Consider the following 13,141-nt stretch of genomic DNA (forward strand, 5'->3'; position numbering starts at 1 on the left):
CCATCGGTCAGCACGCAAGCCCAAGCCTCGGTGGAGGCGGTTCAGTTCAAAAGTGCGGGAGGCCCACGGCTGAAAGGCAGCCCGGGGTTGGTGGTGACGACATCGGCCGGAAAATCGGCGGCGGCCACCTGTTCGCCGGCAAAGCAGGGAATGGCCGCGACGGGCCGCGGCGGCAAGGCCCAGCCCAGCGCGCCGCACAGGTCGCAATGCGCGCCGGCCTGCGGTGCATCACCGGAGCCGTCGTCCGCGCTGATTCCCGAGACCGCGTTAGCACTACAGAGGCCGCCCAGCTGGCCGGTGCGCACCTCTTCGGCCAGCATCGACAGCGGCGCCACCAGCGCCGACAGCACCGCCAGAAAGCTCAGAAAAGCGGCCAGGCGCGCCCATACGGACAGGGCTGGGCGAGCGGATGGGCGGGTGGACACGGCGCGATTGTAGAGAGTTGACATCCTCCCCGCCCTAAAGGACGGGGATTCCTGCTGCCAGACGCGCATGTCCGCGCGCGAGAATGTTCTTGGCTGCGTTCGTGTCCCGGTCGTGTACCGAACCACAATCGCCGCAAGTCCATTCTCTTATTCCAAGTCCTGCTCTACCTTTCGGACTGCTGGCAGGTATGACCCCGCAGCTTGAACAGGTCTGGGTTGTATAGCTTTCGTTGACTTCCTCGAACCATACAGCCGCGTGACCGCATTTGTACTGAAGCATGGTTCTGAATGTTGACCAGCCGGCATCCAGGACGGATTTCGCCATCCTGGTTTTTGCCAGGCCTGCCGCGTTCACGTTGCCGACGAAAATCGCACCGTTCTGGCTGACCAGTCGGGTGCTCAGTTTGTGCAGGAAGTCTTTCCTGCGGTTTGCAATCTGGGCGTGGATCGCTTTGACACGCTGCTTTTTGTTGGCCCGCTGCGCGACGGCCAGCTTGGCTTCTGCACCTCGGTACAGGCGCTGCGCTTCTACTTTGGTGCCATCGGACAGCGTGGCGAAGTCTTTGAGGCCCAGGTCAATGCCGATGGACGCCGTCCCGGCTGACTTGGGGATGGCCGTCTCAACGCAGATATTGGCATACCACCGGCCCCGCGCATCCTGGCTGAAGCTGCCCGAGCGCAGTCTGTAGCCGGCCAGCCCGTAGCTGTCCCACAGGCCGAAGAATTGACCGGCGTATTTGATTTGTCCGTTCTTGAAAGTGACAGCGCCCGCCTTGAACGGTATCCAGCCGAGCGACTTGCGCGCACCGCGAGAAACCCGCCAGCGCAGCCTGGCCTTCTTGAACTGCTTGCGCCGCGTGACATATTCCTCGGTGACGCCCTGCACGGTCTGGCTGTGAACCGTCAAGCCTTCCTTGCCGGCGCCCGCCGTGTACCCGGCCATGTCGTAGGCGCTGAAGAATTTTCCAGTGCGCTGGGTATGCTTGAAGGAAAGCGCATTCACGTAGTTCCAGATCATGTTGCACTCGCACGCCATTGCATCGAGCGCTTTGGCGTGTTTGTCCCTGATTCTGATTCGTAGCGTTTTCACAGCCTGAATTATACTTGGCCTATGATTAAAAACAATGACATCAGGCATGGCAGGAATTGCATTTTTGTAATGCATGTGCATTTGGTCTTTGTGACAAAATACCGGCACGGCGTATTCACCAAGGAGATCCTTGATGACCTGCGCCCGATATTTTCCAGCGTGTGCGCTGACTTTGAGGCGCAACTGGTGGAGTTCGAGGGCGAGGACGACCATGTTCACCTCTTGGTCAATTACCCGCCAAAAGTAGCCGTATCGGCGCTGGTCAACAGCCTCAAAGGCGTGTCCAGCCGCATGATTCGCCAGAAGAAATACCCCAGCATCGCCGAAAAACTTTGGGACGGCGCGCTGTGGTCGCCAAGCTACTTTGCGGGCAGCTGTGGCGGCGCTCCGATTTCCATCATTCGCCAATACATTGAACAACAACAACAAACACCGCTCTGAAAGCCAGACACAAGGACGGCTTTGCCGTCCACGCTATCCATCTCAGGCCTGAAGGCCGAGGTTTTTCGCTCAAGACTGATAAAAATCCTGGCCTTGCCCGGCAAGGTCAGGAAGATCAGGAAACGCTGGCGAGCTTAGGGATGCGGTCAGTAATAACTTCCCGTTCGTCATTCCCGCGTAGGCGGGAATCCAGTCGTACTACGAAGAGCCGAGCGTTATTTACGCGCCGTACTGGATACCCGCCTTCGCGGGTATGACGAATCCAAATGCAAATCGGAAAGTTATTTATAACCAGATTCTTACTGCGCGGCGTTGGGGAAAAACAGTTGCTCGCCGTTGATCCTGTAGCTGGCAATCACGCCCTGCCCGGCTGGCGAAATCACCCAATCGACGAACTTTTGCGCTTCAACCACTTTCGTTTGCGGGTGTTTGACGGGGTTGACGACCATCACGCCGTACTGGTTGAACAGGCGCCTGTCGCCTTCGACCAGCACGGCCAGGTCGGCGCGGTTCTTGAACGACAGCCAGGTGCCCCGGTCGGCCAGCACATAGGCGCCCAGGCTGGCGGCCATGTTCAGCGCCGGCCCCATGCCGCAGCCGCAGGCCTTGTAGCCGGAAAACGCCGGTGGCTCGACGCCGGCGGTTTTCCAGTAGCGCAACTCGGCCGCGTGGGTGCCGCTCTTGTCGCCGCGTGAAATGAAGCCGGCGTTGGCGGCGTTGACTTTTTTCAGCGCGTCAACAATGTCCCTGCCCTTGACCTGGGCCGGATCAGCGGCCGGGCCGATCAGCACGAAGTCGTTGTACATCACCGGGTAGCGCTTGATGGCGAAGCCTTCGGCCACGACCTTTTCCTCGGCCACCTGGTCGTGGACAAACAGCACATCGGCGTCGCCCCGGCGGCCCATGTCGATGGCCTGGCCGGTGCCGACCGCCACCACCTTTACGTCGATGCCGCTGGTCTTTTTGAATTCGGGCAGCAGATGGCCAAACAGCCCCGACTGCTCGGTCGAGGTGGTGGACGCCATCACGATGCTGGGTGTCTGCGCTATTGAAAGCGTAGCTGCCAGCGCAACAGGGACAAGCGCAAGCGCCCTAAAAGGCTTGAAAAATCTGCCGAAAATATTCATCCCAGTTCCCCTTTTAAAAAATTGGCGGCGGCGGCGGGCAAAGGCCCGTTGAAAAAAGCAGGGGTGGGCAAGTCAGCCACCAGCCGGCCCTGCTCCAGGTACACGACGCGGCTGGCCAGGCGCTTGACCTGGCCCAGGTTGTGGCTGCTGAAGATCAGCGTCATGCCGGCGTCGGCGAATTCGGCCATCAGCCGCTCGACCTCGCGCTTGGCCGCCGGGTCGAGGCTGGACGTGGGCTCATCAAGCAGCAAGACCTGCGGCTGCAGCGCCCAGGCCCGCGCCAAAGCCACCCGCTGCTGCTGCCCGCCAGACAGGGCCTTGGCATTGCGCCCGGCCAGGTCGGCCAGCCCCACGCGTTCGAGCGACTGCAGCGCCTGCGCCTTGGCCAGTTTCCAGGGCACGCTGTTCAGCCACAAGCCCAGCGCGACGTTGTGCAGCACGCTGGCGCGCAGCATGTAGGGGCGCTGGAACAGCATCGCCTGGCGCGCACGCCCATCCCTCTGAAAACTGCCTTTTGCGGGCGCAATGAGTCCGTGCAGCGTGCGCAGCAAGGTGCTTTTTCCGCTGCCGTTGGAGCCGACCAGCGCCAGCCTATCGCCGGCGGCAATGCGCAGGCTGCAGTCGCTGAGTGCCTGAACGCGGCCAAACCGCACGCTGACGGAATCGAGGCTGAAAAGCGGCGTCATGACGATGCGCTCTGGGCAACCGGGGTTGCGACCAGGACGGCTTCCACATCGAGCAGCGGGTCATCGAGCCGCTCGCGCCAGCGCCGCACTAGCGCAATCAGCCCATTGAGCAGCAGCACCACGACCAGCAGCACAAGGCCCAGCGCCAGCGCCAGCGGCAAGTCGCCCTTGCTGGTTTCCAGCGCAATCGAGGTCGTCATGACGCGCGTGAAGCCCTCGATATTGCCGCCCACGATCATCACCGCGCCGACCTCTGAAATGGCGCGGCCAAAGGCGGCCATCAGCACCGTCAGCAAGGCATAGCGCTCGTCCCACAGCAGGATCAAACCGCGCATGAATCGGCCCGCGCCCAGCGACTCGAACTGCTCGCCGTGGCTGCGGTCGGCGTCGTCAATCGCCTGGCGCACCAGCGCGGTGACCACCGGCAGCACCAGCACGCTTTGCGCCAGCACCATCGCCTTGAAGGAAAACAGCCAGCCCAGAAAACCCAGCGGCCCGGTGCGCGACAGCAGCAAATACACCACCAGCCCGACCACCACCGAAGGCAGGGCCAGGGCGGTGTTGAGCAAGGCCAGCACGGCGGCGCGGCCCCGAAAGCGCGCCACGCCCAGCCAGGCGCCCAGCAGCAACCCGGCGCTGCAGGCAATCACGCAAGCCAGGGCGCTGACGGCCAGTGACCGGACGACGATGCCGGCCAACAGGGGGTCGAGCGAGGTGATCAGCGAAAAAGCCGTGACGGCGCTGCTTGAGAAGGTGTTCATGCGGTGCGGTTTGCCAAAACTGTAGCGCAGCGCCCAAGACTTTTCGTTGTCTAGGTAGTAGTCGCTATGAAGCCGTTTACATAGGAAAACAGCGTGTTTGCGTGCCGGGGTCCGCACGGATAATCAGCGCACACGCCATGCACAAAGTCCAACTCTCCTACCTGTTGACGCCCCAGCGCGGCAAGGACGCGCTGATCCGCAACCCGATGATGGACATGCTCCATGCGGTCAGCGAGCAGGGCTCGATTTCAAAGGCCGCCAGGGCGCTCGATCTGTCGTACCGCCATGTCTGGGGTTCGCTCAAGGACTGGGAGCAGGCGCTGGGCCGCAGCCTGATCGTCTGGGACAAGGGCCAGCGCGCGCGGCTGACCGAGTTCGGCGAAAAGCTGCTCTGGGCCGAGCGCCAGGCGCAGGCCCGGCTGGCGCCGCAGATCGAAGCGTTGCGCGGCGACATTGAACGCGCTTTCGCCACCGCGTTTGACGACAGCACGCATGTCCTGACGCTGTATGCCAGCCACGACGCGGCGCTGTCGGCGCTGCGCGAGCAGGCCAGCCAGCGGGGCCTGCACCTGGACATCCGTTTCATGGGCAGCGTCGATGCCATCGCGGCGCTGAACGCCGGGCGCTGCATGATGGCCGGCTTTCATGTGCGCGACCAGCCGCAGCGCCAGTCGGTGGCCGCGCAGACCTACCGCAGCCTGCTCAAGCCCGGCCTGCACAAGCTGATCGGCTTTTCCCACCGCCAGCAGGGCCTGATCGTTGCCAAAAACAACCCGCTGCAGATTGAAGGACTGGCTGATGTGGCGCAGCCGGGCATGCGCTATGTGAACCGCCCCGAAGGCACGGGAACGCGGGTACTGCTGGACGACCTGCTGGCCGAAGCCGGTCTGTCTTCAGCGGATATCCAAGGCTACGGCACGGAGGAGCCGTCGCACACCGCCGTGGCGCAAGCCGTTGCCAGTGGCGCGGCCGATGCGGGGCTGGGCATTGAGGCGGCAGCGTGGGAGAAAGGCCTGGGGTTCGTGCCGCTGGCGCAGGAGCGTTACCACCTGGTCTGCCTGAAGTCCGAGCTGCCCACGGCGCAGGTGCAGGCGCTGCTCAGGGAACTGCAGGGCGGCGAGTGGCAGGCCACGCTGGACAGGCTGCCGGGCTACAGCGGCGCGCTGGCCCAGAGCGGCAAGGTGCTGTCCTTGCGTGCGGCCCTGCCGTGGTGGAGTTATCGCAAGGAAAAACGTGACGACTCGGTTCATGCTGCGGGCTGACGCAAGGTTTGAGGGCTTGGTGGAATTCGCTGCTTGATTTGTGGCTGGGTTGGCTCTTCTGGGTTGGGCTGGCCGGGGGTTGCCCGGCGGCAACTCACTTTTCTTTGCTTCGCCAAAGAAAAGTAAGCAAAAGAAAGGCGACCCGGCTGTCTGGGTCCCTGCGCTTCGCTTCGGGCAACCTGCGCTACCCCGGAAAAACGGGGGTCGGCGCAAACTCGCTTCACTTCGTTACGCTCAAACAGCGCGCCGCCCTGATCCCGTTTTTTCGGGGCATCGCAGGCCCAGACAGAACGGGGCAATCGGGGAACGAAATCCAAACAGCCGAACAGCCACCGCGCCCAGGTTTCAGCCCCGAATACTACTAATTCGATAGCTCACTGCGCAGATGTGGCATGCGCAAATGGCACTTTTGATGCACAAGCACGAGTTCCCGCATCCGAATCCGAATCCGTTCCCGCTCCCGCAAGTCCCGTCCTGGCTGGGCCTGTGCTGGGCGAGGAAAGCCGGATCAGGGCCGCGCGCTGTTTGAGCGTAACGCAGTGAAGCGAGTTTGCGCGGACCCCGGCTTTCCTTGTCCAGCACAGGTTGCCTGAAGCGAAGCGCAAGGCCCCAGACTGCGGGTCGCCTTTTCTTTGGTGACTTTCTTTTGGCGAAGCAAAAGAAAGTTACTTGCCGCCGGGCAACCCCCGGCCAACCCAACCCCGAAAAGCCAACCCAGCGACCAAAGCAAGTAACAGCCCATGACCAAAGCCAAAGCTCAAGTCACATCAGACCCATAAACCCTCAAAAACACAGTAATTTAGGCCTTTTACGCACACCCCACATGCACAAACAGCTACTATTTTCATAGCGCACAAGACCTGAAGCCACAAAAGATGTCATCCCGTTCCGGCCGGTAAAAATTCCGGAAATTGGGATGTTTCAGCCGCGCCCGCGTGGCAAACGACGCACCGCGCAATACCTTGTGCGTGCCAAACGAAGGCTCCGAATACGCCCGCCACGGGTCAGGCGCAAAGCCTGGATATGGCCTGAAGGTCGTGCCCATCCATTCCCACACGTCACCCCAGCGAAAGCCCCGGCGCGCCGCCGTGTGCGCAGCCACCTCCCACTCCACCTCGGCCGGCAGGCGGCGCCCGGCCCAGCGGCACCAGGCGTCGGCTTCCCACCAGCTCAGGTGCATCGCCGGCTGCGTGCCCTGCATGCGCATGGGCTGGCCAAAACGGGTCTGGATGACGGCGCCGCTGCCGATGCCGATCTGCTCCACGTAGCGCGGGCCGCGCCGGCCCTCGACCGCCGCCAGCGCCTGCAGCCATTGCCAGCCGTCGGGATGCCAGAACGCCGGCTGGTCATAAGCGCCATCGGCGACAAACTCGACGTACTGCGACCAGGTCACGGCCTGGGCATCGATTTCAAACTCAGGCACGCTGATGGCATGCATCTGCTGTTCGTTGTCAAACGCAAACCCGGCCCCGGCGCCTGACGGGCTGCCCATCCGCCAGGTCGTGGCCGGAATCAGCATCGGCTCGCGCAGCACCATGGGCGCGGGTGTGAAAGCGGTTTGCAAGGGCTTGTCCAGCGGCAGGCCCAGGGTCTGCGCCATGCAGGTCAGCGCTTCATCCTGCAGATCTTCGTGAAACAGGCTCAGCCGGTAAAAGTACAGGGCATCGTCATCGGTGCCGGCCTTTTCCAGCAATTCGAGCGTGCTCTCCAGCGTTTCGAGCAGATACGCACGGCAGTCCCCCATGTCCGGCAGGTCCAGCGTCCAGCGCCTGTCATGGGGCACCTGGCCGGGGTCCCACCAGCGGTCCGCGTTCGGCTCCATCGACGCCAGCCGGGAGTGGCCGGGCTCGCAGCGGCTGCCCAGCGCCCGCTGCAGGTTTCGGCCAATCCAGCGCTCCTGGAACCAGCCCACATGGCCGAGCATCCACAGCGGCGGGTTCAGCCCAGGCATCGGGGGCACCTTGAAGTTCCCCGCCTCCAGCGTATTTTGGTACTGGCCAAACAGGTGCAGCGTGTGGTTGCGCGCATCCATCAGCGCCAGCGACAGCAACTCGGGGCCTGCGCGCCTCATCAGCGGGGAGTCGATCAGCTTCGGGCTGTCGGCGGCCGAGGAGGAAGATGAAGAGGGGAAGGGTTCTGTAGCCACGGCAAGTGTCCTGAAAATATCCTGAAAACAGGGTGATCTGGCGGGCGGGGGAAAAAATCCAAGCATAGCAAGGCATGGCCGCCGCGTGGCAAAAATCAATCCTTTTGCGCGGTGAAACCCATCCCGCCATCGCCTTAGGATACGGTCAGCAATAACTTCCCTGCGTCATACCCGCGAAGGCGGGTATCCAGACTCGTTTGAGTGTTCAACCCGTGTTGCTGGATTCCCGCCTTCGCGGGAATGACGGACTGGAAGTTATTACGTGCCAGATCCTTAAAACCGCCGTGTTCTAAACTTGACGGATGAACGCGTCCGACACTTCCCCCTCCCCCCTCCTGCCTGCATCGACCCTCACGCCCCGCCTGACCAGCCTGTCGCACGGCGGTGGCTGCGGCTGCAAGATCGCCCCCGGCGTCTTGAGCGAAATCCTGAAAAATGCCAGCAACCTGCCGGGCCTGAACCTGCCTCCCCAGTTGCTGGTCGGCATTGAAACCGCCGACGACGCCGCCGTTTACCAGCTCAACGACGAGCAGGCCTTGATTGCCACCACCGACTTTTTCATGCCCATCGTCGATGACCCGTATGACTTTGGCCGCATCGCCGCGACCAACGCCATCAGCGACGTGTACGCCATGGGCGGCACGCCCATCATGGCGCTGGCGCTGGTCGGCATGCCGGTCAACGTGCTGCCGCTGGAAACCATCGGGTTGATCCTGCGCGGCGGCCAGGACGTCTGCCGCGATGCCGGCATCCCGATAGCGGGCGGCCACACGATTGACTCGGTCGAGCCGATCTACGGCCTGGTCGTGCTGGGCCTGGTCCACCCTTCGCGGGTCAAGAAAAACTCGGGCGCCAGGGCCGGCGATGTGCTGATCCTGGGCAAGCCGCTGGGCGTCGGAATTTTGTCGGCCGCGCTGAAAAAGGAAGCCCTGAGCGCCGAAGGCTATGCGCAAATGATTGCCGTCACCACGCAGCTGAACAAGCCCGGCATCGAGCTGTCCAGAATGGACGCGGTGCACGCCATGACCGACGTGACCGGCTTCGGCCTGCTCGGCCACGGGCTGGAACTGGCGCGCGGCGCCAATCTCAAGATGCGGCTTCAGCTCGACCAGATTCCGCTGCTGCCCGGCGTGCTCGAACTCGCGGCGCAAGGCATGGTCACCGGCGCCTCGGGGCGCAACTGGGACAGCTACGGCGCGCAAGTCTCGCTGCCCGCCGGCATCAGCCCGGCGCACCAGGCCCTGCTGAGCGACCCGCAAACCAGCGGCGGCCTGCTGGTGGCCTGCGCGCCCGAGGCGGCTGACGCCGTGCTGGCCTGTTTTAAAAGCCACGGCTTTCACGCGGCGCGCCAGATTGGCGACATGGCCGAAGGCAGCGGCATCGAGGTGCGATAACACCGAATCACACCGCCGCGCCGGCCCGCACCAAGGGATTACACGCTCCAAATTGAAGCGGAATCCCGTCGGCTTCTCCTTAGAATCACGAATCACACGCAAAACACAGACGCAAAACATTCATCCAGACTGGCCGGCCTGCGGCTTCTGGGTGGATGTGTCCTGCGTCAGTCCAACACCCGGAGATAACAATGCGTTCGCTGTTAAAAATTTCCAATGCCATCGACTGGCTCAACGCCCAGGTCGGCAAGTATGTGATCTGGCTCATCCTTGCCTCGACCGTCATCAGCGGCGTGAACGCCATCGTGCGCAAGGTGTTCAACATGAGTTCCAACGCCTTTCTTGAAGTGCAGTGGTATTTATTTGCCGCCTCCTTCCTGCTGGCGGCGGGCTATACGCTGCTGAGCCAGGAGCATGTGAAGATCGATGTCGTTTCCAGCCGGCTGTCCAAACGCGGGCAGATCTGGGTCGATATCATCGGCTTTACCTTTTTCCTGACCCCGATCTGCCTGGCCATCCTCTGGTACGGCGTTCCGTTTTTCCTGCAGGGCTATCGCTCGGGCGAAATGTCGAACAACGCCGGCGGCCTGATCCGCTGGCCGGTCTATGCCTTGATTCCCGCCGGTTTCACGCTGCTGCTGCTGCAGGGCTGGTCGGAGTTGATCAAGCGGATTGCGTTCCTGCAGGGCCTCATCGAGGATCCGACCGGCAAACGGGAAGAAAAATCGGCTGAAGAAGAACTGGCCGAATCCATCCGCCGGCTGGCCGAGTCCAAGGCAAAAGCAGGCTGAACGGAAAAAAATCATGCAATTCATCGCTCAAAATTTCGCCCCGCTCATGTTCGCGGGCCTGATCGTCTTCCTGCTGATCGGCTTTCCCGTGGCCTTCAGCCTGGGGGCCTGCGGGCTGTTCTTCGGCTTCCTGGGCATTGAACTCGGGCTGCTGCCCGAAGCTCTGCTGCAGGCGCTGCCGCTGCGGCTGTTCGGCATCATGCAAAACGACACGCTGCTGGCGATTCCGTTCTTCACGCTCATGGGGTTGATCCTGGAGCGCAGCGGCATGGCCGAAGACCTGCTGGACACCATCGGCCAGCTGTTCGGCCCGGTTCGCGGCGGGCTGGCGCTGGCGGTGATTTTTGTCGGCGCGCTGCTGGCGGCCACCACCGGCGTCGTGGCGGCATCGGTGATTTCCATGGGCCTGATCTCGCTGCCCATCATGCTGCGCTATGGCTACGACCGCCGCCTCGCCTCGGGCGTGATTGCCGCGTCCGGCACGCTGGCGCAGATCATTCCGCCATCGCTGGTGCTCATCATCATGGCCGACCAGCTGGGGCGCAGCGTGGGCGACATGTACAAGGGCGCTTTCGTGCCCGGCTTCATGCTGACGGCCATGTACGCGGGCTACGTCGTACTGCTGGCCCTGTTCAAGCCCAAATGGGTGCCGGCCCTGCCCATCGAGGCGCGCATCTTTCGCGAAAGCAATGGCAGCAGCGGGCTGCGCTCGCTGCTGGCGCTCACCGTGATCTCGGCCGGCGCGGCGGTTTACTTCGGCCGGCGCATCGCTGACGTTCACACCTGGTGGACGAACACGCCCGTGACCAGCGTGGCAACCGACGAAACCATCGTGGTGTCGATGTGCGTCGGCGTGATTCTGGCCTTCGTGATCGCCGTGATCAACCGCCTCACGCGCATGAACCTGCTGTCACGCATCGCCGAACGCGTCACCTTCGTGCTGATCCCGCCGCTGCTGCTGATTTTTCTGGTGCTCGGCACCATTTTCCTGGGCATTGCAACGCCGACCGAAGGCGGCGCCATGGGCGCGCTCGGCGCCTTCGTGATGGCCATGGTGCGCGGGCGCCTGAGCATGGCGCTGCTCAAGCAGGCGCTGAACACCACCACCAAGCTGTCGTGCTTCGTGGTGTTCATCCTGATCGGCTCGACCATCTTCAGCCTGGTGTTCCAGGGGGTCGATGGTCCGCGCTGGGTGGAGCACCTGCTGACCGGCATGCCGGGCGGCCAGCTCGGCTTCCTGATCCTCGTCAACGTCTTGATCTTTTTCCTGGCGTTCTTCCTGGACTTTTTCGAGCTGTCCTTCATCGTGGTGCCGCTGCTGGCGCCGGTGGCGCAAAAGCTGGGCATCGACCTGATCTGGTTCGGTGTGCTGCTGGCGGTCAACATGCAGACCAGCTTCATGCATCCGCCGTTCGGCTTTGCGCTCTTTTACCTGCGCAGCGTCGCGCCGAACAAACCTTATACCGACAGGCTGACCCAAAAAACGATAGCGCCCGTGACCACCATGGAAATCTACTGGGGGGCCGTGCCCTTCGTGCTGATCCAGATCATCATGGTCGGGCTGATCATTGCCTTCCCGGGCATCGTCTCCAGCGGCCTGGACAAGCAGGAAACCTTTGACCTCGACAAGATCGGCACCCAGATGCAGGCCGATATGCCGCAAGCCGCGCCCGAGGTCGAACCACCCGCCATGCCCTCGTCGCCGGATGCCTCCGCGCTGCCTGGCGCCTCCGGCGAGCCGGCGCCGGCTCCAGGAGCCGCTGCCGAAGATGACCCCATGAAGGCCATGCAGGAGTCCATCGAGAAGTCCAAGAAGTAACCGTGGCGGCCCGCCCATGAAAAAGCCCCGCGATGCGGGGCTTTTTCATGGGCAGCCGAAAAATCCGGCCAGGGACTTTGCGGCAACAGGCGGGCCGGTTACAGCTTCTTGGAAGCCATGTAGGTGTCGAAGCGCGACTCGGCAAAACGGAACCACAGGACCTGATCGCGCTGGAAGCTGCGCAGATCGGTGTAGATCTTTTTCCATTCCGGGCTCTTGGCAGCATTCTCGTCGAAGACGGCCATGGAGGCCGTGAAAGAGGCATCCAGGACGGCTGGCGAGAACGGCAAAACCTTGGTGCCGGAACCGACCAGCTGCTTCAGGGCAGTCGGGTTCAGCGCGTCGTACTTGGCCAGCATGTCGGTGTGCGCCACGGCGGCGGCGGCTTCGACGATGGCCTTGTTTTCTGCCGACAGGCCGTCAAACGCCTTCTGGTTGATGAAGAAATCGACTTCCGGGCCGCCTTCCCACCAGCCGGGGTAGTAGTAAAACGGCGCAACCTTGTTGAAACCGAGTTTCTGGTCATCGTAAGGCCCCACCCATTCAGCCGCGTCGAGCGTGCCTTTTTCCAGGGCCTGGTAGATTTCGCCGCCGGGAATGCTTTGCGGCACGGCGCCCAGCTTGGTCATCACGGCACCGATCAGGCCGCCGCCCAGGCGCATCTTCATGCCCTTGAAGTCGGCTGGCGACTTGATTTCCTTGCGGTACCAGCCACCCATCTGGCAACCTGTGTTGCCGCCGGCCAGGCTGCGCATGTTGTAGCCAGCATAAAACTCGTTCATCAGCTTGCGGCCATTGCCATGCATCATCCAGGCGTTCATCTGGCGGGCGTTCAGGCCGAACGGAACGGCCGAACCCAGCGCGAACGCCGGATTTTTGCCATAAAAGTAATAGGGCACGGTGTGGGCCATCTCGACGGTGCCGTTCTGCACACCGTCCACCACGCCAAACGGCGGCATCAATTCGCCACCGGCATGCACCGAGACTTCAAACTTGCCGCCCGACATGGCCTTGACCGCTTTGGCGAATACTTCGGCGCCCCCGTAAATGGTGTCGAGCGACTTGGGAAAACTTGACGCCAGGCGCCAGCGAACGCCGGCTTGGGCATGCACCGCAGGCGCGATGCCGGCAGCCAGTACGCCAGCAATGCCGGCGTTTTTGATGAGTGATCGACGATCCATGAATACTCTCTTTGTGAA

Annotated in this window: 12 protein-coding genes; 5 read left to right on the forward strand and 7 right to left on the reverse strand. The window is 62.6% G+C overall.

From position 1 onward, the window contains the following. Positions 1-41: 41 nt before the first annotated feature. On the reverse strand, positions 42-425 hold the full coding sequence (locus ABLV49_RS13005) for a DUF2946 family protein (RefSeq protein ID WP_349276984.1): 384 nt from the start codon (positions 423-425) through the stop codon (positions 42-44). A gap of 34 nt (positions 426-459) precedes the next feature. Next, positions 460-1,596: an RNA-guided endonuclease InsQ/TnpB family protein gene (locus ABLV49_RS13010; protein ID WP_349276986.1), complete on the reverse strand. Its 1,137-nt coding sequence runs from the start codon at positions 1,594-1,596 to the stop codon at positions 460-462. On the opposite strand from ABLV49_RS13010, the gene tnpA reads away from it, so the two are divergent. Then, positions 1,537-1,956 (forward strand): IS200/IS605 family transposase, encoded by a 420-nt coding sequence (gene tnpA / locus ABLV49_RS13015; protein ID WP_349276988.1) that lies wholly within the window; start codon positions 1,537-1,539, stop codon positions 1,954-1,956. The genes ABLV49_RS13010 and tnpA overlap by 60 nt on opposite strands. A 299-nt stretch (positions 1,957-2,255) precedes the next feature. On the opposite strand, the gene ABLV49_RS13020 is transcribed toward tnpA, so the two are convergent. From ABLV49_RS13020 to ABLV49_RS13030, 3 genes are read right to left on the reverse strand one after another with little or no spacing between them, the layout of a single operon-like run. After that, a complete protein-coding gene (locus ABLV49_RS13020; protein WP_349276989.1) occupies positions 2,256-3,083 on the reverse strand; it encodes a substrate-binding domain-containing protein in 828 nt (275 codons plus the stop codon). Further along, complete coding sequence (locus ABLV49_RS13025) at positions 3,080-3,769, reverse strand: ABC transporter ATP-binding protein (RefSeq protein ID WP_349276991.1); 690 nt, start codon at positions 3,767-3,769, stop codon at positions 3,080-3,082. Before ABLV49_RS13025 ends, ABLV49_RS13020 begins: the two co-directional genes overlap by 4 nt. Next, positions 3,766-4,530: an ABC transporter permease gene (locus tag ABLV49_RS13030; protein ID WP_349276992.1), complete on the reverse strand. Its 765-nt coding sequence runs from the start codon at positions 4,528-4,530 to the stop codon at positions 3,766-3,768. The genes ABLV49_RS13025 and ABLV49_RS13030 overlap by 4 nt, the downstream gene beginning before the upstream one ends. Before the next feature lie 137 nt (positions 4,531-4,667). Between ABLV49_RS13030 and ABLV49_RS13035 the strand changes: the two genes are divergently transcribed. Beyond that, a complete protein-coding gene (locus ABLV49_RS13035; protein WP_349276993.1) occupies positions 4,668-5,792 on the forward strand; it encodes a substrate-binding domain-containing protein in 1,125 nt (374 codons plus the stop codon). Positions 5,793-6,636: 844 nt separating this feature from the next. On the opposite strand, the gene senA is transcribed toward ABLV49_RS13035, so the two are convergent. Then, the gene (gene senA, locus ABLV49_RS13040; RefSeq protein WP_349276994.1) at positions 6,637-7,938 is read right to left on the reverse strand and encodes a selenoneine synthase SenA; all 1,302 of its coding nucleotides are present in this window, start codon (positions 7,936-7,938) and stop codon (positions 6,637-6,639) included. A gap of 302 nt (positions 7,939-8,240) precedes the next feature. On the opposite strand from senA, the gene selD reads away from it, so the two are divergent. From selD to ABLV49_RS13055, 3 genes are all read left to right on the forward strand, one after another. Further along, positions 8,241-9,332: a selenide, water dikinase SelD gene (gene selD, locus ABLV49_RS13045; RefSeq protein WP_349276995.1), complete on the forward strand. Its 1,092-nt coding sequence runs from the start codon at positions 8,241-8,243 to the stop codon at positions 9,330-9,332. A gap of 191 nt (positions 9,333-9,523) precedes the next feature. After that, the gene (locus ABLV49_RS13050; protein WP_349276997.1) at positions 9,524-10,123 is read left to right on the forward strand and encodes a TRAP transporter small permease subunit; all 600 of its coding nucleotides are present in this window, start codon (positions 9,524-9,526) and stop codon (positions 10,121-10,123) included. 13 nt (positions 10,124-10,136) lie between these two features. After that, entirely contained in the window at positions 10,137-11,942 is a 1,806-nt protein-coding gene (locus ABLV49_RS13055) for a TRAP transporter large permease (protein ID WP_349276999.1), read from the forward strand. A 98-nt stretch (positions 11,943-12,040) separates the two neighbouring features. Here the strand turns inward: ABLV49_RS13055 and ABLV49_RS13060 are convergent, their stop codons facing one another. Continuing rightward, complete coding sequence (locus tag ABLV49_RS13060) at positions 12,041-13,123, reverse strand: TRAP transporter substrate-binding protein (protein ID WP_349277001.1); 1,083 nt, start codon at positions 13,121-13,123, stop codon at positions 12,041-12,043. Positions 13,124-13,141 lie beyond the last annotated feature (18 nt).

Source organism: Polaromonas hydrogenivorans, assembly GCF_040105105.1.
Taxonomy (GTDB): Bacteria; Pseudomonadota; Gammaproteobacteria; order Burkholderiales; family Burkholderiaceae_C; genus Polaromonas; species Polaromonas hydrogenivorans.